Consider the following 25,112-nt stretch of genomic DNA (forward strand, 5'->3'; position numbering starts at 1 on the left):
ACACTGTCGACGTACTCGCGAGGGGCGAGGGGCGAGGGGTGAGGGGTGAAGCGGGGTGCTCTAGAAGTCCACCTTCGCCCGCGACCGCACCTTCGTCACGATGGAGAAGACCACCGCGATGACCATCAGCGTGTACAGCACGACGGTGATGCCACTGCCGACGAGGACGGAGACGTCCCCTTCACTGACGGCCAGGGCTCGTCGCAGCGAATCCTCGGCGAGCGGTCCCAGGATGACGGCGATGAGCACCGGCGCCAACGGGATTCCGAAACGGCGCAGCATGAATCCGATGATGCCGAGTCCGAGCATGGCGATGAGGTCCACTATCGAGGCGCTCACCGCGTAGACGCCGAGCGAGGCGAACACGGTGATGCCGGCGTACAGGTAGTTCTTGGGGATCTTGAGCAGCTGCGCCCACAGTGGGGCGAACGGCAGGTTCAGGATCAGCAGGACCACCATGCCGACGAAGAGGCTGGCGAGCAGTGCCCAGACGACCTCACCGTTCCGCTCGAACAGCAACGGTCCCGGTTGGATCCCGTACTGCTGGAACGCTGCGAGCAGGATCGCTGCCGTCGCCGACGTGGGGAGCCCGAGGGCGAGAAGTGCACCCATCGCGGTACCGGCGGTGGAGTTGCCGGCGGCTTCCGGTCCGGCGACGCCGCGGATCGCGCCCTTGCCGAACATCGGGTTCTTGCTGCGTCGGTCCAAGCGGCGCTCGGTGCCGTAGGCCAGGAAGCTCGGCACCTCGGCGCCGCCGGCGGGGATGACGCCGAAGGGGACACCGAATGCGGTGCCGCGCAACCATGCAGGCATCGCTTCGCGGAACTCTGCCTTGCTCAGGAAGGGTCGACCCTTCGACGGGATCAGCGTGTTGTCGTCTGGCTTGCCGATCTTCGAGGCGATGAAGATGACCTCGCCGAGGGCGAGCATCGCGACGGTGATGACCACCACGGAGATGCCGTCGAACAGTGCGGGTACCTCGAACGTGAACCGTGATGCGCCGGAGGGTCCGTCGATACCGATGACGGCGAGTGTCAGGCCGATCAGCAGTGCGCTCAGACCCTTGAGGACGGAGTCGGACACGACTGCGGACGTCGCGATGAAGGCGAACACCGCCAGGGCGAAGTACTCCGCGGGTCCGAAGTTCGTGGCCAGGTCGGCGAGCGTCGGGGCGAAGAACACCACGAGGGTGGTGGCGATGATGCCGCCGATGAAGGCGCCGATGGCGGAGGTGGCCAACGCTTGTGGGGCGCGGCCGTTCTTCGCCATGCGGTGCCCCTCGAACGTTCCCGCGATCGCCGTGCTGTTTCCGGGGGTGTTCATGAGGATGCCGGAGATCGAGTCACCGAACAGGCCGCCGAAGTAGACGCCGGCGAACATGATGAGCGCCGAGGTCGGCTCGAGGGTGAACGTCACGGGCAGGAGCAGGGCGACAGCCATGGCCGATCCGAGTCCGGGGAGGACACCCACCGCGGTGCCGAGCAGGGCGCCGACGACGACCCACACGATGTTCATGGGCGTCAGCGCGGTGCCGAAGCCGTCGATGAGATTGGAGAGTGCGTCCATCAGAACACCGCCGCGAGGATGCCGCCGGGCAGCGTGAGCCCGAGTCCACCGGAGAAGACAAGCTGGACGACGGACGACATGACCAGCGCCACACCGGCGTCGAAGACGTACCGGGTGCCGCCGAGTCCGATCGAGACGCCCCAGAACAGCAGCGCACCGGCGAGCACCCATCCCAGCGGATTCAGCAGGGCGATGAACAGGGCGATCGAGCCGACGGTGATGCCGACGGAGCGCCAGTTGGACACGGTCCCGGTGTTCGGCTCGCCGGCCTCGTCGACGCCGAGGTCGACCTCGTCCGGAGTGCGCAGCAGTTGAACCGCGACGAGCACGGCGATCACGAAGCACAGCCCCGCGATGATGGCCGGGAAGACCTGCGGGCCGGGCGATGTCGCGGTGTCGGGTACGTCCATGGTGACGGTGCCGTAGATCAGGAACAGGCCGAGGGCGACGAGAAGCCCCGACACCACCAGTCCGCTCCGGCCGTGGAGGAAACCACGATCGGTATCGGGCGGCGTTTCCGCCCGCGTGGTCGAAACACTCTCACTCATACCAGGCCCAACTCTCGGAGGATGTCGGTGATGCGGGTCTGTTCGACCTCGAGGAAGTCACCGAAGTCGTCCCCGGTGACGAAGGACGGCTTCCACCGGTTGCGCTCGATGGCGGTGTCCCACTGTTCGGTCTCCTGCATCTCGGTGACGATCTCGATCAACGTCTGCCTGTCGGTGTCCGAGATGCCGGGAGGTGCGACGAATCCGCGCCAGTTGACCAGGTCGACGTCGTACCCGAGTTCCTTGAACGTCGGGGTGTCGATCCCCTCGACGGGCTCGGGTGCCGCCACCGCGAGGGCGCGGACGTTCCCGGATTCGATCTGGTCGCGGAAGTCGTTGTATCCGCTGACGGCGATGCCGACGGTGTTGGACAACAGCGAGGTCAGCACCTCACCACCGCCGGAGAACGCGATGTAGTTGATCGCTGCCGGATCGATGTCGACCTGCTGTGCCAGCTGGCCGGAGACGATGTGGTCGATACCGCCGAGCGAGCCGCCGCCGATGGGGAGACCGCCGGGGTTGGCCCGCCATGCGGCGATGAAGTCCTCGAGGTTCTGGTACGGCGAGTCTCGCGGTACGACGAAGACCTCGAAGTCCTCGGCCATCTTGGCGATGGGCACGGTGTCCTGCAGGGTGATGTCGGAATCGTTGATCGCGATACCGCCGAGCATGACCGTGCCGGTCACCATGACCGTGGTCGACTGGCCCGTGAGATTCTCGAGCTGACTGAGCCCGATGGTCCCGCCGGCTCCGGGGACGTTCACCACCTGGGCGTTGTTCACGATGCCGTCGGAACGGAGTGCTTGCTGCGACTCACGCGCCACCAGGTCCCATCCACCTCCCGCGGCGGCGGGAGCGATCAGGGTCAACTTGGCGCGGGCGTCGGATCCGCTGGCGCTGCCGGCCGCGTCGATGCCGGCGACGGCGACGACGGCGACGACAGCGAGCGTGCCGAGCGCGCGCTTCACTGTGATCTGCATGGGCACGACAACTCAGAAGTGGTTTCGGTCACATCAGGAGGCTAGGTTCTGGATGTCCGAATAGTCCAGGGAATCCGAGTTGTGGCCATAGTGTGCACGGACGAATACCGCGAAACGTACGTCGCCGCGACGGAATCTCGGTGAACCTGGAGTCTCCCCGATGTGAAAGGCACCGTCATGACCGTTGCAGTAGCGATGAATTCGACACCCGAAGGCCGTGAGGCGCTCGTGCAGGGACAGGCGGAGGCGACGCTGAGGGGAACCGATCTCGTCGTCCTGTCGGTGATCGACGCCGATTCGGTCACCACCGCCCACCGGGACGCAGCCGAGGCGCAGGCACGTCAGGTGCTGGGAGAGAACTCCTTCACGGTGCGCGTCGAACCCGACGGCGGCGATCCGGCGGGGGCTCTCGTCGATCTGGTCTCGGATGTCGGTGCCACGCTGGTGATCATCGGATCACGTCGCCGAAGCGCGGTCGGAAAGTTCCTGACCGGCAGCACGGTTCAGCGCGTGTTGCTCGACAGTCCGGTCCCCGTGCTCGTGGTCAAGGCGAACGAGCACTGAGTCACGCTCGCCCCTGATCCCCGATCACCGTGTGCGCAGGACGATCTCGGTGGGATGCGCATCGGCAGGGGTGTCCACGGCCTGGCGGACGGCGCGGGCGACGGTCTCGACGGTGAGGTACTTCGAGGCGTCGTACTCGTCGCCCTCGCCCGCGACGATCGCGCGCTGCATGTCGGTATCGATGCGCCCCGGGTGGACGGACGTCACGCGCAGGGTCGGCTCCTCGAGGCGCAGTGCGTCGCCGAACGCCCGCAGCGCGAACTTGCTCGCGGCGTAGGCACTCCACCCCGGGTTGGCCCTGATGCCGGCGCCCGAGTTGATCAACACGACGTGGCCGCCGGCTGCTCGGAGCGCGGGCAGCAGGAGGCGGGTGAGCTCGGCCACCGCGAAGACGTTGGCCTCGAACGTGTGTCGCCAGTCCGCGAGCGTCAGCGTCTCCACCGTGCCGAGATCGGCGACGCCCGCGTTGTGCACCAGGACGTCGAGGCTCGTGATGTCCGCGGTGGCCGCGGCGAGAGCGTCCGCATCGGTGAGGTCGACGGGCCACGGCCGCGCGCTGATCAGTTCGTCGGAGATGCCCGCGACGGAGTCGGCCGTCGATCCCCCGACCCAGACGTCGTGATCGGCGGACAACAAGCGAGCGATTCCCGCTCCCAGTCCGCGGGCGGCTCCGGTGACGAGTGCTGTGCGTGGCATACAGCGAGGCTATCCGGCGCCCTTCTGGATGTGCGTCCGCATGTCGGAGTACGCCCTCGCGAAGGTCGCGACGTCGTCGTCGGTGAGGACGTCGAACATCGACGCCCGGACGGCGCCGACATGGCCGGGGCTCGACGCCGCGAGCTTGTCCATACCCGCGTCGGTGAGTTCCGCGAGCATCCCCCGACGGTCGTCCTCGCACTCGACGCGGACGACCCAGCCGGCGTCGACGAGTCGGGTGATCGCCCGGGTGACGCCACTGCGGGTGGTGGTCACCGCATCGGCCAGGTCGCGCATCCGCATCTGTCGGCCTGGTGCCTCCGAGAGCACGACGAGCAGCTCGAAGTCGGTGAAGGAGATCCCGGAATCGCGCGTGAGCTGCCGATCGAGCGTCTGCATCAGCAGACGCGTCGCGTCGAGGTACGAGCGCCAGGCGCGCTGCTCGTCCTCGGTCAGCCACTGAGTCATGACACGAGTCTACCCAAGTAGTTGACAGCGCAACCATGTGCGGTACTGTTGCCGATAGTTGACAACGCAACGATTCGATCGAAGGCGGAGACGATGAGCATGACAGCCGACGAGCAGCAGCGCTCGGACGAGTTCGAGGCCCGGCGCGACCGACTGCGGGGCCTGCACCTGCAGCCTGCGGAGTCCCGCCCGACGTCCTCGGCGCGCGGACTGCACCACACCGCGCTGATCAGCAGCGACGTCGAGCAGACCATCCTGTTCTACCAGGGTGTGCTCGAGTTCCCACTGACCGAGTTGATCGAGAACCGCGACTACCCCGGCTCGTCGCACTTCTTCTTCGACATCGGGAACAGCAACCTCCTCGCCTTCTTCGACTTCCCCGGCCTCGACGTCGGCCCCTACGAGGAGGTGCTCGGCGGACTGCATCACGTGGCCATCAGCGTGGAACCCGACCGCTGGGAACACCTGCGCACCAAGCTGACGGATGCGGGCGTCGAGCTCACGGAGCACAGTGGAGTCTCGATCTACTTCCGTGATCCCGACGGTGCACGCCTCGAACTCATCGCCGACCCGCTCGGCGAGATGTACGGCCACCACGTTCTCTGAGTCCGAATCACCCCCGAACCACGTCCCTCTTCCGAAAGGTCACTCATGACGAAGCTCGCGATCCTCTACTACTCCTCCACCGGCCACGGCACCACGATGGCGGCCGAGCTCGAGAAGGCCGCTCAGGCGGCCGGCGCCGAGGTGCGCGTCCGGCACATCGCCGAGACCCGTGACCCGGCCACCTTTGCCGAGAACCCCGCCTGGACTGCCAACTACGAGGCCACCAAGGATCTGCCGGCCGCCACCGGTGACGACATCGTGTGGGCCGACGGCGTCATCTTCGGCTCGCCGACCCGTTTCGGCAGCGTCGCGTCCCCGTTCCAGACCTTCTTCGACACGCTCGGTGGCCTGTGGGCCCAGGGCAAGCTCGCCGACAAGGCCTACGCCGCGTTCACCTCGAGCCAGACGGCCCACGGCGGCCAGGAGACGACCATCGTCAACCTGTACACCTCGCTCATGCACTTCGGCGGCATCCTCGTTCCCCCCGGCTACACCGACGGACTGAAGTTCGCCGACGGCAACCCCTACGGCGTCGGCCACGTCACCGGACCCGACAACCAGAACGAACTGGACGACGCGACCCGCGCCGCCCTCGGACATCTCGCCACCCGCGTCGTCACCATCGCGGGCAAGCTCGCTCGGTAGTCTCACTCCCCATCCCGAGAAGGGACCCCCATGACGACCTCCACCGCACCCGAACTCGACGTCCGTCGCGCCGACGACCGGCCGGCCACGAACATCGGCTGGCTCGACTCGCACCATTCGTTCTCGTTCGGACATCACTACGATCCCGACAACACCCACCACGGGGTGCTGATGGTGAACAACGACGACATCGTGGACGCGGGTACCGGTTTCGACACGCACCCGCACCGGGACATGGAGATCGTCACGTGGGTCCTGCAGGGATCCCTCGTGCACCAGGACTCCATCGGGCACAACGGGCTCATCTACCCGGGGCTCGCCCAGCGGATGAGCGCCGGCACGGGAATCCTGCACTCGGAGAAGAACGACTCGTGGCGTCTCGCGTCGACGGAGAACCCGTCGCAGAAGCATCGGGACCCGGTGCACTTCGTGCAGATGTGGGTCGTGCCCGACGAGGCCGGCATCACCCCCGGGTACGAGCAGCTCGAGATCGACGACGAACTGCTCTCGGGCGGGCTGGTTCCGGTCGCGTCGGGAATGGACGCCTACAAGGACCACTCGGCGATCCGCATCAAGAACAAGTACGCCGCGATGCACGTCGCACGGTTGCGTTCCGACACCCCGGCTCAGGACCTTCCGGATGCTCCGTTCCTGCACGTCTTCGTCGCCCGCGGCGAGGCCTCGCTCGAGGGCGTGGGCCTGCTGCGCGAGGGTGACGCGGTCCGCATCAAGGGCGGTGGCGGACAGACACTGTCGACGACGTCCGCAGCCGAGGTCATCGTCTGGGAGATGCACGCCACCATCGGTCGCTGACCGTCACGCTTCGATCAGCCCTGGAGCCTGTTCGGCTCCAGGGCCGATCGCCGTCGTGAGTAGGTGAAGTAGAGCACCGACGTGGCCGCCAGCCAGACCGCGAAGAGGATCCACGTCTGGATGTGCAGGGTGCTGATGAGGTACAGGCATGCGCAGATCGACAGGATCGGGAGCACCGGGTACAGCGGAACCTTGAAGCCGCGCTCGATGTTCGGCTCGCGGCGGCGCAGGATGATCACTCCGGCGGAGACGACGATGAAGGCCACGAGCGTGCCCATCGACACCAGGTCCGCCAGGAAGTCCAGCGGCAGGAAACCCGCGAGCAGGGACACGAAGAACGCCACGATGATCGTGTTCTTCACCGGTGCGAGGCTGCGAGGGTTCACCTGCGAGAACACCGTCGGGATCAGACCGTCGCGGCTCATCGCGAACAGGATCCGAGTCTGCCCGTAGAGGGTGACCAGCGTGACCGAGAAGATCGAGACGACGGCGCCCGCCGACAGCACGATCGACGGCCAGCTCGATCCTGTGACGTACTGCAGGATCTCGGCGAGACCGGCCTCCTGGCCCTCGAACTCGGTGTACTTCTGCGCGCCGATCGCCGACATCGTCACCAACAGGTAGATCAGCGTGACCACCACCAGCGCGCTGATGAGCGCGATGGGCAGCGTGCGCTTGGGATTGCGCACCTCCTCGCCGGCCGTCGACACCGCGTCGAGTCCGATGAACGAGAAGAAGATCAGGCCGGACGCCGCACCGACACCGGCGACTCCGAACGGGGCGAACGGTTCCAGATTCTCGAGACTGAATCCTGTGAAACCGACGATGGCGAACATCGCGAGGATGCCGATCTTGATGACGACCATGACGGCGTTCGCACGAGCGGACTCGCTCGTTCCGCGGATCAGCAACACGGCGCACAGCGCGACGAGAACGATGGCGGGCAGGTTGACGCCGAAACCGGCGCCGTCTCCGGGTGCATGCGACAGCACGTCCGGAATGCGTAGTCCGACAGTACGATCGAGCAGGTCGTTGAGATACTGGGACCACAGCACCGACACCGCGGCCGTCGACACGCCGTACTCGAGAATGAGGCAGGCGCCGACGAGGATCGCGACGAACTCGCCGATGGTGGTGTACGTGTAGGTGTAGGTAGACCCGGAGGCCGGGATCGACGACGCCAGCTCGGCGTAGCAGAGCGCCGTCAGGCCGGCCGTGACGGCGGCGATGACGAACGAGAAGATGACCGCGGGGCCCGCCACCGGGACGGCGGACGAGAAGATGAAGAAGATGCCGGTGCCCACGGTCGAGCCGACGCCGATGCACGTCAGCTGGAACGTGGTGATCGACCGCTTCAGCCGACCTTCGCCCGTCGTTTCCAGTGCCGCGATGTCGCTGATCGACTTGCGTCGCAGCAATCCCGAACCGTTGCTCGGATCGCTCATGTTTCCTCCACTATCGGCGTGGTTCACCGAGCGAATCGGCTTCCACGGGGAACGACCAGAATCGGAACAGGGCTGTGCCGCAAAATCTTCGACGCGGTGGATCCGAGGAACACCCGTGCGAGAGGTCCGAGGCGGGACGAACCGAGCACCAGCAGGTCCTCGGGCCCCAGCTCGACCGAGTCCACCACGTGCTGCCAGTCCCCGCCGGATCCCACCGCGCACGTAGGGGACAGGGCCGGGTAGGCGGACGTGACGTCCGACGCCGCGGAGTGCAGCATCTCGGTGGCCTGCTCGCGCCACTGCGACGTCACCAGATCCTCCGCGTCGTAGCCACCGAAGGGGGGATACGTCGTCGAGCGTCGTGGTGCGAACGCCACCAGGCGCAGCGCGATGTTCCAGCGCACCGCGAGAGCCGCCGCGGAGTACAGAGCATCCTTGGCTTCCGGGGTCCCGGTGTAGGCGCAGGAGATGCGGGAGACGGCGTCGGTGCGGCGGCGCGCGCCGCGCGGCGCCAGTGCCAGCGGAACAGCCGACGAGTGCAGCAGCGTCTCGCTCGTGCTCCCCGGCGTGAAGCGATCGTCGGGACCGTCGGAGCTCCCCAGCACCACCAGGTCGGCATGGTGAGTGGCCGCCGCCGCGGTGAGTGCGGCCGACTCGGCGGCGTTCTCGGCGAAGAAGGCGGAGGGCGATCCCAGATCGGCCGGAGTGAGCAGGTCCGCCATCGCCGCATCGGCCCGAGCGGCCGCATCCGTGCCGCGCTCCTCGAGCCAGCGTCGGTACTCCGCGTCCACGTGCGCCATCGACGGGAACGGCCACGTCCGCGGCAGGACGGTGCACGTGCGGACCGTCATCGCGCCGCCCGCGGCCCGAGCGGTGGTCGCCATGCGCGCGGCCAGACCCAGCGCATCGTGACCGGAGTCGTCCGGCAGCCACCCGACCAGCGCGGACATCGACGCGGTCGACACACCCACCACCCCCGACCAGTTGCCCCGGCGCGTTCGACGCCGATGGCTCAGTATGCGACCGACGCGCCGGGCCCGCACCCCGACTCACCGGCGCGTCCTGCAGGATCGCGCCGTCCGACGGATGATGTCTCCCATGGCCGCCCCCGGATTCACCCCGACTCAGCTCGCGGCACGGGCCGCCTATCTCCTGCGCGGCAACGATCTGGGCACCATGACCAGCGCGGCTCCGCGTCTGTACCCACACATGTGGAGCTGGGACGCCGCCTTCGTGTCGGTCGGGCTCGCCCCGTTGAGTGTCGAGCGGGCCGTCGTCGAGCTCGACACCCTGTTGTCCGCTCAGTGGTCCAACGGCATGATCCCGCACATCGTCTTCGCCAGCGGTGTCGACGGATACTTCCCCGGGCCCGCCCGCTGGCAGGTGAACGAACTCGCCGGGCACGCACCCGTCGGCGTCCACACCTCGGGCATCACCCAGCCCCCCGTGCACGCGATCGCCGTGCAGCGCATTCTCGATCACGCCCGTCGACGTGGGCGGACCACGCGGCAGGTCGCCGGTGAGTTCCTCGATCGGCGATGGCCGGATCTGGTGCGGTGGCACCGCTGGCTGGCACACGCACGCGATCAGAACCACACGGGGCGCATCACGCTGTACCACGGGTGGGAATCGGGCATGGACAACTCGCCGCGCTGGGACGCGGCGTACGCGAAGGTGATTCCGGGGGCGGTGCCGCCGTACATCCGGGAAGACACGTCCATCGTCACCGACTCGTCGCAGCGCCCGAGCAACATCGAGTACGACCGCTATCTCTGGCTGCTCGAGGAGATGAAGCTCGCGCGGTACGACGATCTCGCGCTGAACAGCGCCATGAGCTTCGCGGTGGAGGACGTGTTCGTCAGCGCGATCTTCGCTGTCGCCTGTGACGTGCTGGCCACCATCGGCGAGGACCATTCCCGGCCTCATGCGGACGTGCGGGACCTGCGCGCCTGGGCCGACCGGTTCCGGAGCGGCGTCGTCGCCACCACCGACGCGCGTTCCGGCGCGGCTCGGGATCGCGACGTGCGGTCCGGGGAGTGGATCAAGACCGACACGATGGCGATGTTCGCGCCGCTGCTGTGCGGTGGGTTGCCTCGTGACACCGAGCGGGCGCTGCTGCGACTCTTCGAGGGTCCGCGCTTCTGCGGGCACCCGGACTTCAAGTACGCCGTTCCCCCGTCGACGTCGCCGATCTCGAGGGACTTCCGACCTCGCGAGTACTGGCGCGGTCCCGTGTGGCCGGTGGTGACGTGGCTGTTCTCGTGGGCCTTCGCCCGACGCGGGTGGTCGGAGCGGTCGGCGATGTTGCGCGAGGAGGGGTTGCGGCAGGCGAGCGACGGCAGCTTCGCCGAGTACTACGAGCCGTTCACCGGAGAGCCGTTGGGAAGCATGCAGCAATCGTGGACCGCGGCCAGCGTGCTCGACTGGCTGGGCTGACCGCGGTCCACGACGGCAGGGAGAAGGTCAGACCTTCCACACCGCGACGACCGACGGACGGGGCTGCGAGTCGCCACCGTCGGGCCAGTGCGAGGCGGGGGCGTCGGCACTGGCGTCGTCCTCCTCGCCCGGGTGCTGCACGCTCACGACGACACGCTGCTCCTGCACGATCGGACCGCAGGTCTCGGCGCCCTTCGGCACGGTGAGGAACTGCTTCGTCTGGCCGCGGCGGTCACCGTCGAGAACCACCGAGAACAGGCCGTCGTTGGAGTCGAGGGCGTTACCGTCCGTCGACACCCACAGGTTGCCGTCGGCGTCGAACGCCAGGTTGTCCGGGCACGAGATCGGGCTGACCTGCGACTTGTCGAAGCCACCGAAGTAGGTGTCGGCGGCTGCGGGATCGCCACAGACGAGCAGAAGGTTCCACGTGAAACTGGTCCCGGCGTGGTCGTCGTCGAGCTCGAGGACCTGGCCGTTCTTGTTCTTGTCCCGCGGATTCGCCTCGTCGGCGGCAGCCTTGCCCTCGGTGCCTCGGTTCGAGTTGTTGGTCAGCGCCACGTACACCTTGCCGGTGACGGGGTTCGGCTCGAAGTCCTCCGGCCGGTCCATCTTGGTGGCGCCGACCTTGTCACCGGCGAGGCGCGTGAAGACGGCGACCTCCTCGGCGGACATGCCGTCGACCAGGGACTCGCCGCGGCCGTCCTCGCCGGTACGCAACAACGGGATCCACTCGCCCTTGCCGGCGAACTGTCCCGTCGTCGGGAGCTTTCCGGAGCCGTCGATCTGGTCGGGCGCGTCACCGGAGAGCGTCGCGACGTAGAGGGTTCCGGCGTCGAGAAGCGTCACGTTGGACCGCAGTGCCGCAGCGCCGGTGCCCTGCATCATCTTCCGGCTGGAGACGAACTTGTACATGTAGTCGAAACGCTCGTCGTCACCGCTGTAGGCGACCACGGTGCCGTCGTCGGTCACGTGGATGGTCGCGGCCTCGTGCTTGAACCGGCCGAGTGCCGTGTGCTTGATCGGCGCTGCGGTGGGATCCCACGGGTTCACCTCGACGACCCAGCCGAAGCGATTCACCTCGTTCGGCTCCTGCGCCAGATCGAAGCGCTTGTCGAATCGCTCCCATTTGCGCTCGGACGCAGCACCTTCCACGCCGTAGCGCGCCAGACGCTCGGCGACCACGGGGTCGGTCACACTCTCGGCGTTGGCGAAGTACTGGTTGATGTTCTCCTCGCCGGACAACACGGTGCCCCACGGGGTGACGCCACCGGAGCAGTTGTTGAACGTGCCGAACACCCTGGTGCCGGTGGGATCGGCGGAGGTCTTGAGGAAGTCACTGCCGGCCGCGGGTCCGGTGAGGACGAACTCGGTCGATCCGGTGATGCGACGGTTGTAGCGGCCCATCTGCGGGGTGAGCTTGCCCGAGCCGTTCTCACCGGCCACCTGGACCACCGAGAGACCATGGGCGGCAAGGCCGATGGCGACCTGCTCCGCGGTGGGGTTCTCCGCGTCGTACCCCTTGAAGAGGAACGGTTCCGTCGTGTACTCGTGGTTGACCACCAGCAGGTACTCGGTGGACGACCCGTCGATCGGCAGCAGACCCGCGAAGTCGTTGTTGAATCCGAACTGCTTCTCCTGGGCCGCCGAGGTCTGGTTGTCGAAGTCGAAGGCAGGCGCACCCTCGACCACCGGGTCGCCCCACCGGATGACGACGGCCTGCTCGTACCCCTCCGGGACGACGACCGCGTCCTCGGTGTTGGGCGCGACGGCGGCGAAGTCGAGTCCACGCGGCTCCGGGGTCGGGGTGGCCGACGCGGTGGTGGCCGTGCCCGAGTCCTCTGTGCCGCACGCGGCGAGGGCGCTGGTGGCGCCGACGGCCAGCACGGCCATCGCACTACCGCGCAGGATGCCGCGGCGCGTCATCGCCGTCTTGACGATGTCGCCGAAGTACTCGCTCGACGACGTGTTGGGCACCTCGTGGAAGCAGGCGTCGCCGCACTTGTACTTGCACGTCAGCGACGACCGCGAGGAGCTGCCGTCGTGCTGATGGGAGACGATCAGGGGAAGCGGAATCGTGGTCACCGGTCGACCGTAGAAGTGCCGGGCAAAAGGCAAAGGGAAGGTAAGCAACTCCCCGGGTGCAGGAAGGTGAACGGTGGGCGAACGTGTGTCGTCGGGGCACGCTCCGGGTAGACCGAGAGCGACGCGGAGACACCGCGACGAAGGAGGCACGACATGCCGATGCTCTCGGTGGGAGTCGAGAACGACGCCCCGATCGACCTGCACTATCAGGACCGAGGCGAGGGCGCGCCGGTGGTGTTGATCCACGGCTGGCCGCTCAACGAGCGGTCGTGGGAGCCCCAGATCGTCGCACTGCTCGACGCGGGCCACCGCGTCGTCACGTACGACCGGCGTGGATTCGGCAGCTCGTCGCAGCCCGAGTCCGGTTACGACTACGACACGTTCGCCGCGGACCTGTCGGTCCTGCTGGAGACGCTCGACCTGCGGGACGTGACGCTGGTGGGTTTCTCCATGGGCGGCGGCGAGGTGGTGCGCTACCTCGCGAAGTACGGCAGCGACCGCATCGCGAAGGCGGTGCTCGCCGGTGCTGTTCCCCCGTACCTCTACAAGTCCGAGGACAACCCCGACGGCGGCTTGGACGACGAGACGATCGCGGGTTTCGAGAACGGCGTCGAGGAGGACCGCAACGCCTTCCTCGACGGCTTCGCCACCAACTTCTTCAGCGCGAACGGCGAGCTGAAGGTCTCGGAGGAGGATCGTCAGTACGCGGTGGACATGGCGGCCGAAGCGTCGACACCGGCGATCCTCGGGTGCATCGAGACGTTCGCGCGCACCGACTTCCGTGAGGACATGCCGAAGATCGACGTCCCCACCCTCGTCATCCACGGCGACGCGGACGCCATCGTTCCGTTCGAGGTGAGCGGCAAGCGCTCACACGAGGCGATCGCGAACAGCACCCTGGTACTCGTCGAGGGCGGCCCGCACGGGTTCAACACCTCGCACCCGGATCGGTTCAACCAGGAACTGCTCGCGTTCCTGGGCTGACGCGCACTCGCGAGGTGGGCGCCACAGCCCACCTCGCGAGAGTCGGTCAGGCCGCGCCGAGGAGCCCGTGGGGGTCGAGCACGAACTTCGTGGCCTCACCGGAGTCGAAGTCGGCGTAGCCCTGCGGAGCCTGCTCGAGCGAGATGGCGCGTGCGTTGACGGCCTTCGCGATCTGCACGCGATCGTGCAGGATCGCCATCATCAGCCCGCGGTGGTACTGCATCGTCGGGCACTGTCCGGTGGCGAAGGACAACGACTTGGCCCACCCGGTGCCGAGGCTCAGCGACAACGCGCCGACCTTGGCGGCTTCGTCGGATGCGCCGGGATCGCCGGTGACGTACAACCCCGGAATTCCGAGCGAACCACCCGCCGTCGTGATGTCCATCAGCGAATTCAGCACGGTGGCCGGCGCTTCCGTCGCCGACCCGTCACCGTGGCCGCGTGCCTCGAAACCGACGGCGTCGACGCCGCAGTCGACTTCCGGTACCCCGAGCAGCTGCTCGATCTGATCCTTCGGATCGCCCTTGCTGACGTCGACGGTCTCGCAACCGAAGCTTCGGGCCTGCGCGAGCCGGCTCTCGTTGAGGTCGCCCACGATGACGACGGCGGCGCCGAGCAGTTGCGCGCTGGCCGCCGCGGCGAGTCCGACGGGTCCGGCGCCGGCGATGTAGACCGTCGACCCGACTCCTACTCCGGCCGTCACGCAGCCGTGGAAGCCGGTGGGGAAGATGTCCGACAGCATCGTCAGGTCGAGGATCTTCTCCATGGCCTGATCGCGGTCGGGGAACTTCAGCAGGTTCCAGTCCGCGTACGGCACCATGACGTATTCGGCCTGGCCGCCGACCCAGCCGCCCATGTCGACGTAGCCGTAGGCGGCGCCGGGACGATCAGGATTGACGTTCAGGCAGATGCCGGTCTTGCGTTCCTTGCAGTTCTTGCAGCGACCGCACGCGATGTTGAACGGCACCGAGCACAGATCACCCTGCTTGATGAACTCCACGTCGCGGCCCACCTCGATGACCTCGCCCGTGATCTCGTGCCCGAGCACCAGGCCCTCGGGTGCCGTCGTGCGGCCGCGAACCATGTGCTGATCGCTGCCGCAGATGTTGGTGGACACCACCTTCAGGATCACTCCGTGCGGGCACTCGCGGCCCACACTCGCCGGGTTCACGCCGGGCCCGTCTTGCAAGGTGAAGCTGGGGAAGTCGATGTCGACGACCTCGACCTTCCCGGCTCCGGCGTAGGCGACGGCTCTGTTGTCGGCCATGTTTTCAGCTCCCGTTCGAGGTAGAGCGCCGACATTCTCGAGTGCGAATGTCGGCATCTCTCTCGACCGTACGCGAGATGCTGTGCGCCGCGTCACATTCGCGGCTCGGGGATCAGAGCACTTCGGACAGGAACCTCCGCAGTCGCTCGGTCTGCGGGTCGTCGAACAGCGCTGCGGGCGGGCCCACCTCGACGGCGCTGCCGTGGTCCATGAACAGCACGCGGTCGGACACCGAGCGGGCGAAGCCCATCTCGTGCGTGACGACGACCATCGTCATGCCGCCGGTCGCGAGGTCCGCCATGAGGGCGAGCACGCCCTTGACGAGCTCCGGGTCGAGGGCGGACGTGGCCTCGTCGAAGAACATCACCTGCGGTTCCATGGCGAGTGCTCGCGCGATGGCCACGCGCTGCTGCTGACCGCCGGAGAGGTTGCCGGGGCGCGAGCCCGCTTTCTCCTTCAGGCCCACCTTGTCGAGCTGGGCGAGCGCGGCGGCGTGTGCGTCGTCCTTGCTCAGTCCCTTCAACTTCCACGGACCGAGCGCGACGTTGTCGAGGACGGTCCGGTGCGGGAACAGGTTGAACTGCTGGAACACCATGCCGATGCGCTGGCGCAGCGCGTCGGGATCGTCCTTCAGCACCGAGCGTCCGTCGAGCAGGATGTCGCCCTGCTCGGGCTCGTGCAGTCGGTTGAGCACGCGCAGGAGCGTGGACTTGCCCGACCCGGACGGTCCGATGACAGTGGTGGTGGCTCCTGCGGCGACGTCGATGTCGACGCCGCGCAGGACCTTGTTGGTGCCGAAGGACAGGTGCAGGTCACGGCCGGCGAGTGAGACGCCGGTCAACGGCTCGGTCGAGGGTGCGGTGGTCATGTGTCAGCCTCTTTCCACGACGATGGCCTGCTCGACCGGGTCGAGTGTCTGCTCGGCCTTGCCGACGCGCAGACGCTTGTCGATGTAGTTGACCAGGTGGGTCAGCGGGACGGTCATCGCGAGATAGACGAGTCCGGCCGCCACCAGGGGTGACAGGTTTCCGGTCTGCGCGTTGAGGTCTCGGCCGACGGCGAACAGTTCGCGCTGCGTCGCCAGCAGACCCAGGAAGTAGATCAGCGACGAGTCCTTGATCAGCGAGATGAACTGGTTGACGAGTGCGGGAAGCACGCGCCGGACACCCTGCGGCACCACGACCAGGCGCATCGAGCGTCGGTAGCTGAACCCGAGAGCACGCGCTGCCTCGATCTGCCCCTTCTCGACGCTCTGGATGCCGGATCGGAAGATCTCGCCGATGTACGCGGCCGCGAGCAGCGACAACGCCACCGCACCGAGCCAGTACGGGTTGTTGCCGGTGAGCCCACTGACGACGGGTCCGATGCCGAGACCGATGACGAGGATGATCACGACGGCGGGCAGTCCGCGGAAGATGTCGGTGTAGACGCGTGCCGGCCAGCGCAGCCAGCGGGTGCGGGACAGGCCCGCCAGTGCGAGCAGCATGCCGAGAACCGTGCCGATGATGCCCGATGCCAGCGCCAGGATCAGTGTGTTCGGCAGGCCGGTCTTCAGCAGGTCCGGCAGCGCCTGCTTGTAGAGGTTCCAGTCGAAGAACGTGTCGCCGAGCTGCTCGAACGTCGACTTCGGTGCGACGGCCTGCGCGGCGGGAGCGTTCGCGTCGTTCTCGGCGGCGATGGCCGCGAAGTCGGGAAGCTCGGGCTGCGGCGCTGCCTTGCTACCGGGCTTGAATCCCTCCGGGAGTTCGCGCGGCACCCAGTCGGAGTACAGCTGGGCCCAGGTCCCGTCCTCGATGATCGCGTCGAGGCCGGAGTTCAACGCGTCGATCAGCGGCTGGTTGTCCCGCGCGACGGCCCACCCGACGAAGTTGTTGAGGCTGAACGTGTTCTGCGTGATCGCGGTCCCGTCCTCCGGCTTCACCAGGCCCTCGGCCTGCTGCGACGGTGCGACCCAGGCGTCGATCTGTCCGGTGCGGAGATTTGCGTACGCGGTGTTGTAGTCGGGGAACTTCACCGGGTCCAGGCCCAGGGTGTTGACGACGTAGTCGTCCTGCACCGTTCCCTGCACGACGCCGATACGGGTGTCCGGCCCCAGGTTCTCGAAGGCGGTGATCGGTCCGCCGGCCTTCGCGACCAGGGAGAAGTAGCCGAAATCGTAGCCGTTGGTGAAGCCGACCGTGTTGCGCCGCTCGTCGGTGGTGGTGATGGACGACGACCCGACGTCGAAGCGTCGGCCGGCGACCTGCGCGAGCAGACCCGAGAACTCGGTGCCCGAGAAGTTGATCTGCAGGCCGAGCTTCGCGGCGACGGCCTTCAGCAGCTCGTTGTCGTAGCCGGTGTAGGTGCCGGAGCCGTCGACGCAGATGCTCGGCGGCGCGTCGGAGAGCGTGCCGACGGTGAGCTGGCCGGGCGTGATCAGTCCGAGCTGCGAGGTGTCGATGCGATCGAGCGGCGTGACCGACGGCGTCGTGTACCGATCCTCGGTCGCGGCGGCGGCCGCGGCGTCGAAGTTGGTCGGCGTTGACGACGCGCTGTCCACACCGGGAGGTGAGCACAGTTCGGTCGGTGCCGCGGCAGCGGACGAGGAGCCGTCCGACGAGCCGCCGTCCGAGGTGCCGCAGGACGCGAGGAGGACGGCGAGGAGAAGTGTGGAGACGAGGACGATGAGTTTCCGTCCCACGCGGTGCGCAAGCATGAGATGAACACTAGGGCTCACGTGCCGGGATCACCGAAACGTCGAACGCGCAATGGTTGTGCTCAGTGATCTGTTGCCGGTGATCGCCGTGGGGACCGCTCCGACCAGGGGTCTAGTCTCCGTCGGGGCGCACGTCACCGACTATCCAGGACGCCTGGAGGGTGTGCGCCGGGGGACGGAAGGTGTTCGTATGTACTCCAGTCTCGAGTACCCGTTGACGGGCGCTCCGGATGCCGGCAACACGGCGTGGGTTCTGGCCAGTGCCGCGATGGTGCTGTTGATGACTCCGGGGCTCGCGTTCTTCTACGGCGGCATGGTGCGCGTGAAGAGCGTGCTGAACATGATGATGATGAGCCTGTCGGCCATCGGGGTCGTGTGGGTCCTGTGGGTCCTGTTCGGATACTCGATGGTGTTCGGCGACGACAGCGTCGGTGGGTGGATCGGGGACCCGACGCAGTTCGCCGGCCTCACCTCGTTGATCGGCGGCAGCTTCGGAGCCGGGGGCGGCGCGGTCGAGATCCCGCTGGTGGGAACCGTTCCGGCGCTCGCCTTCGTGGCCTTCCAGGCAGGCTTCGCGATGGTCACCGTGGCGCTCGTGTCCGGCGCCGTCGCCGACCGGATGCGTTTCATGCCGTGGGTGATCTTCGCCGGCCTCTGGGCGACACTCGTCTACTTCCCCGTCGCACACTGGGTGTTCGCGTTCGACGGTGTCACCGCGGAGACCGGGGGCTGGATCGCCAACCAGCTGAAGGCCATCGACTTCGCCGGGGGCACCGCGGTGGAGATCAATGCGGGCGCGGCCGGACTGGCGCTCGCCCTGGTCGTCGGCAAGCGTCGTGGGTGGCCCCGGGAGGCGATGCGGCCGCACAACCTGCCCGCCGTCATGGTGGGTGCCGGGCTGCTGTGGTTCGGCTGGTTCGGCTTCAACGCCGGATCGTCGCTCGCGGCGGACGGCGTCGCCGCGGTCGCGTTGGTCAACACGATGGGCGCGGGCGCGATGTCGATGGTGGCGTGGCTGGTGGTCGAGAAGATCCGCGACGGGAAGGCCACATCCTTCGGCGCGGCGTCGGGTGTCGTCGCCGGTCTGGTGGCCATCACGCCGTCGTGCACGGCCGTCACCCCGATCGGCGCTCTGGGCGTCGGCGCTGCCGCCGGTGTCGCCTGCGCCCTGGCGATCGGCCTCAAGTACCGCTTCCGGTACGACGACTCGCTCGACGTGGTCGGAGTGCACCTGGTCGGTGGCATCGTCGGCACGCTCATGATCGGCCTCCTCGCGAGCAGCGACATGCCGCCCGGTGTCGACGGCCTGTTCTACGGCGGCGGCGTCACGCAGCTGGGTCGACAGGTGGTCGCCGTCGTCGTCGTTCTCGCCTATGCGTTCCTGGTCACCGCGGCCATCGCCACGGTGCTGAAGCTGACCATCGGGATCAGAGCGGATCCGCAGCACGAGACGGACGGCATCGACGAACACGAGCATGCCGAGTCCGCGTACGAGTTCGCCTCCTCGCACGGCGGACACGGCAGCTCGGGGCTGTTCGGAAAGCAGTCCGGCTGACTGTCAACCCTGGTGCGACCGCGCCCAGGAGATCGCGCCGGTCAGCTCGGTGAGGTCGTAGTCGGGGCCGTTGACGCCGACGGTGAAGAGGGTGGCTCCGGCGTCGACGAAGGCCTGCGCGTCGTCCGCGCCCGGCCACGCCACCGATCGCTCGATCTGCGACACGTCGCGGCCGACGGTCTCACCGTGTCCGGCCAGGACCTCGGACTTGTGCTTCAGCGCGTCCAGGTCGGCGAAGCTGTGCCAGACGTCGGCGTAGCGGGCGACCATCTTGAGCGTCTTCTTCTCACCGCCACCGCCGATGAGAATCGGGATGTGGCGAGTGGGCGCCGGATTGCCGACGGCGAGACGCGAGGTGATGCGGGCGAGACTCTCGTCGAGCAGTGCCAGGCGTGAGCCGGCGGTACCGAAGTCGTAGCCGAAGTTGTCGTAGTCCTTCTGGTTCCACCCGGCGCCGATGCCCAGGATCAGCCGTCCTCCACTGATGTGGTCCACGGTGCGCGCCATGTCGGCCAGCAGGTCGGGATTGCGGTAGCCGCCGCCGGTGACGAGCGCGCCGATCTCGACGTTCGAGGTCTGCTCGGCCCAGGCGCCCAGCATCGTCCAGCACTCGAAGTGGGCGCCGTCGAGGTCGCCGTACAACGGGTAGAAGTGATCCCAGTTGAAGACGATGTCCACGCCGGCGTCCTCGGACCGCAACACCGCGTCGCGGATGAGGCCGTAATCGGGGGCGTGTTGGGGCTGAAGCTGAACTCCGATGCGAACGGACATGTGTGATCCTTCGGTGAGTGCGCTGGCTGTCGCTTCCATGGTGCCCGGCCTGTCAACCGATGCGCACTCCACACGCGTGCATCGTCGCGCGGAGGACGAAACCTGCCTCGGCGCCGATGATCTCCGAGACCAGGGTGAGATAGCGATCGACGAACGCGCCGCCGTGGGCCGGTTCGGGGTGGTCGTCCGGATCGCCGGGTTCCAGATGGTGCGCGATCTCGTGCAGCACCACCATCTCGCGCAGGGCCCAGGCGCGTCCCCGTACGTGGAGTGGGACAGCGATGGTGGCGGTGTCGACCTCGTAGTGCGCGGCGCCCGCGCCCGAGCGGGCCCGGACCCGTACCGGGACCGCCGCGCGTGGCCACTCGCTGCGCACCCAGTCCAGAGCGGTGACGCCGTCGACGTAGGTCTGGACCGAGTCGAGCGAGGCGAAGCGCCGCTCGATCGGCAGGGTGACCGTGGACCCGAGGAGCTCGACGGTGCGCAGGCCCCGTTCGTCCGCGCGGTCGAACATGGTGCGGACCTGATGCTCGGCGTCGTAGACGCGGGAGCGCTGGCTGTCGCGGGTCACCGTTCGAGTTGTCCTCGGGGGCCGCCGATCTCGCTCTGATTGCCCAGGCGTGCACGTCGACCGGCGTGGTCTCCGGCTCGCCGAGCCTCCGACGAGTACGAGCGACCCGAGCTGCCGCGCCAGGTACCCCGGGCGGTGGAGGCGGACCGGTAGAAGTCGCGCAGCTCGATCTCCTTGTCACGCAACACCAGTGAGGTGCCGGCCTCGGGAGCTTCCGTGGCGACCGCCTCGGCCTCGGCCTCCTTCTTGACGGCGGCCAGGCGCTCGCCGACCCGGTGCGCGAACGCGGTCTGGAACTCGATCCTGGCAGTGACGCCGGCGAGCGGCGCCCGCTCGACCGTGCGATAGCGCCGGCGTCCTCGGACGACGGTGACCTCACGGTCCACGGTGGCGTCCCGGTACGCACCCGACGAGATGTACGTGTCGCTCGCGCGCACCATCTGCACGAGCAGGCTCGCGTACAGGGCCTCGCACGTGTCGATGTCGCTCTCGAACCCGTACGCGAAGACCTGCGTCGACGACTGCGCCACGTCGCACTGCACGTCGTTCGCGCGGGCGATGGCCACGAACAGCAGGACGTAGGTGCGCAGGCCCTTCTTGCCGTGCTCCCCGATGTGGACGACGCGCTGCACCGGCGTCGCCCGCTTCTCGCGCGAGGCGGTGTGCGAGCGTGCCACGGCCAGATCGACCGAGGCGGCGGTCGCGAGACGCTGCGCGGCCTCCATGAACGCCTCGGCCTCGTGGGGATTGTCCGTGGACTCGGCCTGACGCAGAAGCCCACCGATGCGGGCCACCATCCTGTCTGAACTCACGGGCCGAGAGTACGCCCGGACCAGCCGTGAGCCGGGCCCACCGAGCGTCCCCGGGGACGGCCGTCCACAGGCGCTCGCAGGGTCTTGCGGACGACCGCGTCGGCGAGTAGCAGTCAGCGCTCGGAGTTCTCCACCAAGGCCGCGACGGCGTCGATGCGCCGCCGGACCGCCGAGGCTCCGATGACGTCCGCACGGGTGCGGGCCGACGCCAGAGCGCGGGCCGTGAGCCGTCCGGTGCGGGCGTGCTCGATGCGGAGACCGAGATACGCGTCCTCCGCGCTCCATCCCTCGAAGCCGCGGGCGACGTGCAGGCGCCGCGCGGCGTGCAGATGGCGACCCGCTCGCTCGACGTGACCGGTGGCCAGGGACGCGTCGGCCAGGTGGTGGTGCACCACGCCGAAGACGCTCGGGGCGACCGACACGGTCTGCTCCGCGTAGGGCAGCAACCGTTCGTACACGTCGGTGCACACCAGTGTGTTGCCCACCGTGGCACCGGCACGGGCGATGAAGGTCATCGACATCAGCCAGAGCATGTCCGGGGCGATCGCCGCGAGCCGTTGCTCGTCGTACCAGTCCATCAGCTCGCGCGCCTCGTCCATGCGTCCGACGTCGGCGAGCGAGGACGCCACGACCGGGCGGAACGCCGGGATCAGGTCGAACATCGTGGCCATCTCGTCGCGCCGATCCGCGAAGTGCCGGAGATCTCCGCGCATCGTCCGGAGGGTGAGGATCGACGTGTGTTCGCGGCCGTAGGTGTGGCTGCCGAGCGCGGCGTCGGGCGTCTCGCAGATCCGTGCCAGCACGGTCTCCGCGCGCACCAGTCGTCCTGCCGACACGTCCACGCCGAACTTGGAACACACCATGGCCCAGGTCATCTCGGGGTCGTCCGCGAGATCGGCCCGGGTCACCGCCGCGAGTGTCGAGTCGGCGCCGCCGAGGTCGCCGAACGCCTGCTGGGTCCTGGCCAGGATGGTGGCGGCGGACGGATCGCGATGCCGCCGAGACGATGTCGACTCCAGCTCGACGAGGCGCGTCATCGCCTCCTGGCGCAGATCCCAGCACTGGGGCACCAGGAGGCACCACAGCATCGCGCGCAGCGCCGACTCGAGGGCACTGCGGTCTCCCACCGAATGCGCCAGCGTCACAGCCTGTTCGAGAAGGTCGCGGCGTTCCTTCCAGTCATCGGTCCAGCTCAGCTCCATGGCCAGCAGTACCAGGACCTTGGCCGTGGCGGCGCTGTTCGAGCGGCCGGAGTCCTCGAGGACGTGCAGTGCGTCGTGCAGGCTGTCGAGTCGTTCCGGCAACGGGTCGAACATCTGGAACAGGCCCGCACCACTGATCGTGTCCGCCAGCGTCGCGTCGACCTGCAGGTCGACGTCGCCCAGTCTCCGCGCCATGGCGATCGCGTCGAAGAGAGTGGCCCGGTAGGACCGGTCGATGCACTTACGCTGCGCCCGGCCGAGGTCGATCAGCAGTCGGCACCGCTCTCGGGAGTCGCCGTGCGGCACCATCTTCCGAAGCGCGGTCCGGTACCCCACCACCGCGTCCTCGTACGCGGACACCGCGTAGGCGGCGTCGCCGGCACGCCGCGCGTAGAGCGCGGCCTCGGAGCGGTCGGAGTCCAGCGCCCTGCCGAAGTGGTACGCGATGCGCGCGAGTTCGTCGGCGGTGGTGTCGGCACCGAGATCGACCAGGGCCCGAGCCACGTCGGAGTGCATCTGCGCTCGCCGCGCCCCGGGTATCGCGTCGTACAGAGTCGACTGCACGAGAGCGTGTCTCATCACCAGCTCGTCGTCGGTGTCGCCGGCGACCAGGAAGTTCACGGCCAGCAGTTCGTCGAGGGTCTCGGCGAAACGGAGATCGGACGGGATCGTCGAGGCGGCCCGCAGCAGCGGGCGCGAGACCGTCACCCCGGTCACCGCGCAGAGTTCGAGCAGAGTGACTGCGTCACAGCTGAGTTCGCGACTCGCGAGACGCACCGCGTCCGTGACCGTGAAGGGGAGCGAGCCGCCGGGTTCGCGCTCGTGTGCCGCGATGACGGCTGCGACCAGCAGGGCGGAGCCACCCGTCCGTGCCACGATGGCCTCGGGGTCGAGGGTCGAGTTCTGCTCGCGAAGGAGGTCGTGCACCGCGGCCAGAGACAGTCCGCCCAGGGTGATCTCGCGGAACCCCGCCGACAACCGGATGACGTCGAGGGTCGCCTGGAGTTCCGGGGACACGAGGTTCTCGTCCCGCATTGTCGCGAGGATGCAGAGTCGGTCGTTCTGCGTCGACCGCGCGAGATGGCGGACCAGGGCGGCCGTCGCGCCGGAGGCCCACTGCAGGTCGTCGATCACGAGCAGGGTCGGGGCCTGTCGAGCGGGCCCGACGAGCCACCGCTGCACCGCGTCGGACGCCCCTGTGCGGTCGTCGTCCACGTGCGGGGGGATGAGGTCCCCGAATCGACGTGCGGCCCCGGGGATGATGCCGAGGATGTCGGCGCCGTTGGTCCGCAGCCACTGACGCGCTCCGATGACGCCGCGCGAGTCGAGGTCGCGGGTGACTGCCTCCACGAACGGTTCGTACGGGATGGTCGAGTGTTCGCTGCAGCGACCCGACACGACGTCCGTGCCGGCGGCGCGGGCACGCTGCATCACGGCGCGGGCGAGTGACGTCTTCCCTGCCCCCGGCGGACCCGAGACCAGGAGAAACCGTCCATGACCGGCAGCGGCCGCCTCGAGGTCCTCGACGATGCGGCTCATCTCGACATCGCGTCCGACGAAGGCGGATCCCACCGGCGGCTCCTCGCGCTGCGCTGGGGTGGTCTCGGTATCGTCCTCCAACAACTCCAGGTACAACGACTGGGTCTCGCGTGAGGGGCTCACCCCGAGCCGGTCCGCCAGCACCGCTCGGCATCGCGCCGCCGCCCCGAGAGCCTGTCCGCGGTCGCCCAGTGCCACGTAGCCACGCATGGCGATGCGGTACGCGCTCTCGCGCAGGGGGTCGGCTGCCAGCAGGGACTCCGCGGAGGACACGGCGTTCTCGAACGCACCGAGATCCATCGACGCGGTGGCGTCCGCTTCGAGGGCCGTGAGCCGCAGGTCGTCGAACTCTCGCCGGACGTCGTCCGCCCACGCGCCGTTGGCTCCGACGAGCACGGGTTCGGCGAGCAGACGCAACGCCGTCCGGGCATCGCGGGCACGGTCCGCGGGTGATCCCTCCGTGCGGCGGCACGCGTCCCGGATCTCCTCGAGATCGACCGTGGTGTCCGGCGGAAGAGTCAGACGCACCATGCCGGTACGGGACACGATCGACGTACCCGCGATGTCCGCGGCGTCGAGAACGTCCCGCACCTTCGAGATCACCCCACGCAGCACAGAATTCCAGGTGCGCGGCCGCTCCTCGGGCCAGAGCAGGTCCGCCAACTCGTCGTGCGAGACCTCTCGATGGCGATTGAGCGTCAGATACGACAGCAGTTCGACGCAGCGCGGCCCACCGATGATGCGGGGATCGACCACCCGAGAGCCACGCTCGACGGTGACGGCACCGACGAGTCGGACGGAAGCGGGTGAGTCACTCGTCACCTGACAAGTCTAGTCAGCTGTGCGTATTCGCGCCGCACGCAGGCA

22 protein-coding genes are annotated in these 25,112 nt (G+C 68.1%); 7 read left to right on the forward strand and 15 right to left on the reverse strand.

What is annotated here, in order from left to right; translation table 11 throughout:
• Positions 1 to 60: 60 nt before the first annotated feature.
• From BR07_RS0114015 to BR07_RS0114025, 3 genes are read right to left on the reverse strand one after another with little or no spacing between them, the layout of a single operon-like run.
• Positions 61 to 1,566: a tripartite tricarboxylate transporter permease gene (locus tag BR07_RS0114015; protein ID WP_027505981.1), complete on the reverse strand. Its 1,506-nt coding sequence runs from the start codon at positions 1,564 to 1,566 to the stop codon at positions 61 to 63.
• Positions 1,566 to 2,114, reverse strand: coding sequence for a tripartite tricarboxylate transporter TctB family protein (locus tag BR07_RS0114020; RefSeq protein ID WP_027505982.1), 549 nt, complete (start codon positions 2,112 to 2,114; stop codon positions 1,566 to 1,568). The genes BR07_RS0114015 and BR07_RS0114020 overlap by 1 nt, the downstream gene beginning before the upstream one ends.
• Entirely contained in the window at positions 2,111 to 3,094 is a 984-nt protein-coding gene (locus tag BR07_RS0114025; RefSeq protein ID WP_231476358.1) for a Bug family tripartite tricarboxylate transporter substrate binding protein, read from the reverse strand. Before BR07_RS0114025 ends, BR07_RS0114020 begins: the two co-directional genes overlap by 4 nt.
• Before the next feature lie 177 nt (positions 3,095 to 3,271).
• On the opposite strand from BR07_RS0114025, the gene BR07_RS0114030 reads away from it, so the two are divergent.
• Positions 3,272 to 3,658, forward strand: coding sequence for a universal stress protein (locus BR07_RS0114030; protein ID WP_027505984.1), 387 nt, complete (start codon positions 3,272 to 3,274; stop codon positions 3,656 to 3,658).
• 24 nt (positions 3,659 to 3,682) lie between these two features.
• On the opposite strand, the gene BR07_RS0114035 is transcribed toward BR07_RS0114030, so the two are convergent.
• On the reverse strand, positions 3,683 to 4,354 hold the full coding sequence (locus BR07_RS0114035) for an SDR family oxidoreductase (RefSeq protein WP_027505985.1): 672 nt from the start codon (positions 4,352 to 4,354) through the stop codon (positions 3,683 to 3,685).
• Between the two features lie 9 nt (positions 4,355 to 4,363).
• A complete protein-coding gene (locus tag BR07_RS0114040; protein ID WP_027505986.1) occupies positions 4,364 to 4,822 on the reverse strand; it encodes a MarR family winged helix-turn-helix transcriptional regulator in 459 nt (152 codons plus the stop codon).
• A 99-nt stretch (positions 4,823 to 4,921) separates the two neighbouring features.
• On the opposite strand from BR07_RS0114040, the gene BR07_RS0114045 reads away from it, so the two are divergent.
• From BR07_RS0114045 to BR07_RS0114055, 3 genes are read left to right on the forward strand one after another with little or no spacing between them, the layout of a single operon-like run.
• Complete coding sequence (locus BR07_RS0114045) at positions 4,922 to 5,428, forward strand: VOC family protein (protein ID WP_027505987.1); 507 nt, start codon at positions 4,922 to 4,924, stop codon at positions 5,426 to 5,428.
• A 45-nt stretch (positions 5,429 to 5,473) separates the two neighbouring features.
• On the forward strand, positions 5,474 to 6,073 hold the full coding sequence (gene wrbA / locus BR07_RS0114050) for an NAD(P)H:quinone oxidoreductase (protein ID WP_027505988.1): 600 nt from the start codon (positions 5,474 to 5,476) through the stop codon (positions 6,071 to 6,073).
• 30 nt (positions 6,074 to 6,103) lie between these two features.
• Positions 6,104 to 6,886, forward strand: a complete 783-nt coding sequence (locus BR07_RS0114055) for a pirin family protein (RefSeq protein WP_027505989.1) — start codon at positions 6,104 to 6,106, stop codon at positions 6,884 to 6,886.
• Positions 6,887 to 6,900: 14 nt separating this feature from the next.
• Here the strand turns inward: BR07_RS0114055 and BR07_RS0114060 are convergent, their stop codons facing one another.
• Positions 6,901 to 8,331, reverse strand: a complete 1,431-nt coding sequence (locus BR07_RS0114060) for an amino acid permease (RefSeq protein ID WP_037185962.1) — start codon at positions 8,329 to 8,331, stop codon at positions 6,901 to 6,903.
• A 23-nt stretch (positions 8,332 to 8,354) separates the two neighbouring features.
• Positions 8,355 to 9,296 (reverse strand): universal stress protein, encoded by a 942-nt coding sequence (locus BR07_RS26300; protein WP_155957043.1) that lies wholly within the window; start codon positions 9,294 to 9,296, stop codon positions 8,355 to 8,357.
• Between the two features lie 133 nt (positions 9,297 to 9,429).
• Between BR07_RS26300 and ggh the strand changes: the two genes are divergently transcribed.
• Positions 9,430 to 10,767: a glucosylglycerate hydrolase gene (gene ggh, locus BR07_RS0114070; RefSeq protein WP_027505991.1), complete on the forward strand. Its 1,338-nt coding sequence runs from the start codon at positions 9,430 to 9,432 to the stop codon at positions 10,765 to 10,767.
• A gap of 27 nt (positions 10,768 to 10,794) precedes the next feature.
• Here the strand turns inward: ggh and BR07_RS0114075 are convergent, their stop codons facing one another.
• The gene (locus tag BR07_RS0114075; RefSeq protein ID WP_027505992.1) at positions 10,795 to 12,849 is read right to left on the reverse strand and encodes a PhoX family protein; all 2,055 of its coding nucleotides are present in this window, start codon (positions 12,847 to 12,849) and stop codon (positions 10,795 to 10,797) included.
• Between the two features lie 153 nt (positions 12,850 to 13,002).
• Between BR07_RS0114075 and BR07_RS0114080 the strand changes: the two genes are divergently transcribed.
• Positions 13,003 to 13,833: an alpha/beta fold hydrolase gene (locus BR07_RS0114080; protein WP_027505993.1), complete on the forward strand. Its 831-nt coding sequence runs from the start codon at positions 13,003 to 13,005 to the stop codon at positions 13,831 to 13,833.
• Positions 13,834 to 13,879: 46 nt separating this feature from the next.
• On the opposite strand, the gene fdhA is transcribed toward BR07_RS0114080, so the two are convergent.
• From fdhA to BR07_RS0114095, 3 genes are all read right to left on the reverse strand, one after another.
• A complete protein-coding gene (gene fdhA, locus BR07_RS0114085; RefSeq protein WP_027505994.1) occupies positions 13,880 to 15,100 on the reverse strand; it encodes a formaldehyde dehydrogenase, glutathione-independent in 1,221 nt (406 codons plus the stop codon).
• Positions 15,101 to 15,212: 112 nt separating this feature from the next.
• The gene (locus BR07_RS0114090) at positions 15,213 to 15,968 is read right to left on the reverse strand and encodes an amino acid ABC transporter ATP-binding protein (RefSeq protein ID WP_051613405.1); all 756 of its coding nucleotides are present in this window, start codon (positions 15,966 to 15,968) and stop codon (positions 15,213 to 15,215) included.
• Between the two features lie 3 nt (positions 15,969 to 15,971).
• Entirely contained in the window at positions 15,972 to 17,795 is a 1,824-nt protein-coding gene (locus BR07_RS0114095) for an ABC transporter substrate-binding protein/permease (RefSeq protein WP_037185965.1), read from the reverse strand.
• 190 nt (positions 17,796 to 17,985) lie between these two features.
• Here BR07_RS0114095 and BR07_RS0114100 point away from each other — a divergent pair, with 190 nt between their 5' ends.
• Positions 17,986 to 19,350 (forward strand): ammonium transporter, encoded by a 1,365-nt coding sequence (locus BR07_RS0114100; RefSeq protein WP_027505997.1) that lies wholly within the window; start codon positions 17,986 to 17,988, stop codon positions 19,348 to 19,350.
• A gap of 3 nt (positions 19,351 to 19,353) precedes the next feature.
• On the opposite strand, the gene BR07_RS0114105 is transcribed toward BR07_RS0114100, so the two are convergent.
• The 4 genes from BR07_RS0114105 to BR07_RS0114120 form a co-directional block, all read right to left on the reverse strand.
• Complete coding sequence (locus BR07_RS0114105; protein WP_027505998.1) at positions 19,354 to 20,121, reverse strand: LLM class F420-dependent oxidoreductase; 768 nt, start codon at positions 20,119 to 20,121, stop codon at positions 19,354 to 19,356.
• Between the two features lie 52 nt (positions 20,122 to 20,173).
• On the reverse strand, positions 20,174 to 20,692 hold the full coding sequence (locus BR07_RS0114110) for a TIGR04338 family metallohydrolase (RefSeq protein ID WP_027505999.1): 519 nt from the start codon (positions 20,690 to 20,692) through the stop codon (positions 20,174 to 20,176).
• On the reverse strand, positions 20,689 to 21,504 hold the full coding sequence (locus BR07_RS0114115) for a DUF2786 domain-containing protein (RefSeq protein WP_027506000.1): 816 nt from the start codon (positions 21,502 to 21,504) through the stop codon (positions 20,689 to 20,691). The genes BR07_RS0114110 and BR07_RS0114115 overlap by 4 nt, the downstream gene beginning before the upstream one ends.
• 113 nt (positions 21,505 to 21,617) lie before the next feature.
• Positions 21,618 to 25,067 (reverse strand): ATP-binding protein, encoded by a 3,450-nt coding sequence (locus BR07_RS0114120; protein WP_155957044.1) that lies wholly within the window; start codon positions 25,065 to 25,067, stop codon positions 21,618 to 21,620.
• Positions 25,068 to 25,112: the final 45 nt, after the last annotated feature.

Origin of the sequence: Rhodococcus sp. UNC23MFCrub1.1, assembly GCF_000686025.1 — a bacterium.
Taxonomy (GTDB): domain Bacteria; phylum Actinomycetota; class Actinomycetes; order Mycobacteriales; family Mycobacteriaceae; genus Rhodococcoides.

Bases quoted from the DNA above. Each gene is read 5' to 3' on its own strand.
- BR07_RS0114020 (WP_027505982.1), bottom strand. From the start codon at position 2,114: ATGAGTGAGAGTGTTTCGACCACGCGGGCGGAAACGCCGCCCGATACC.
- BR07_RS0114080 (WP_027505993.1), top strand. From the start codon at position 13,003: ATGCCGATGCTCTCGGTGGGAGTCGAGAACGACGCCCCGATCGACCTG.
- BR07_RS0114095 (WP_037185965.1), bottom strand. From the start codon at position 17,795: ATGCTTGCGCACCGCGTGGGACGGAAACTCATCGTCCTCGTCTCCACA.
- BR07_RS0114090 (WP_051613405.1), bottom strand. From the start codon at position 15,968: ATGACCACCGCACCCTCGACCGAGCCGTTGACCGGCGTCTCACTCGCC.
- BR07_RS0114035 (WP_027505985.1), bottom strand. From the start codon at position 4,354: ATGCCACGCACAGCACTCGTCACCGGAGCCGCCCGCGGACTGGGAGCG.
- BR07_RS0114055 (WP_027505989.1), top strand. From the start codon at position 6,104: ATGACGACCTCCACCGCACCCGAACTCGACGTCCGTCGCGCCGACGAC.
- wrbA (WP_027505988.1), top strand. From the start codon at position 5,474: ATGACGAAGCTCGCGATCCTCTACTACTCCTCCACCGGCCACGGCACC.
- BR07_RS0114100 (WP_027505997.1), top strand. From the start codon at position 17,986: ATGTACTCCAGTCTCGAGTACCCGTTGACGGGCGCTCCGGATGCCGGC.
- BR07_RS0114060 (WP_037185962.1), bottom strand. From the start codon at position 8,331: ATGAGCGATCCGAGCAACGGTTCGGGATTGCTGCGACGCAAGTCGATC.
- ggh (WP_027505991.1), top strand. From the start codon at position 9,430: ATGGCCGCCCCCGGATTCACCCCGACTCAGCTCGCGGCACGGGCCGCC.
- BR07_RS0114040 (WP_027505986.1), bottom strand. From the start codon at position 4,822: ATGACTCAGTGGCTGACCGAGGACGAGCAGCGCGCCTGGCGCTCGTAC.
- BR07_RS0114045 (WP_027505987.1), top strand. From the start codon at position 4,922: ATGACAGCCGACGAGCAGCAGCGCTCGGACGAGTTCGAGGCCCGGCGC.
- fdhA (WP_027505994.1), bottom strand. From the start codon at position 15,100: ATGGCCGACAACAGAGCCGTCGCCTACGCCGGAGCCGGGAAGGTCGAG.
- BR07_RS0114025 (WP_231476358.1), bottom strand. From the start codon at position 3,094: ATGCAGATCACAGTGAAGCGCGCGCTCGGCACGCTCGCTGTCGTCGCC.
- BR07_RS0114030 (WP_027505984.1), top strand. From the start codon at position 3,272: ATGACCGTTGCAGTAGCGATGAATTCGACACCCGAAGGCCGTGAGGCG.
- BR07_RS0114105 (WP_027505998.1), bottom strand. From the start codon at position 20,121: ATGTCCGTTCGCATCGGAGTTCAGCTTCAGCCCCAACACGCCCCCGAT.
- BR07_RS0114015 (WP_027505981.1), bottom strand. From the start codon at position 1,566: ATGGACGCACTCTCCAATCTCATCGACGGCTTCGGCACCGCGCTGACG.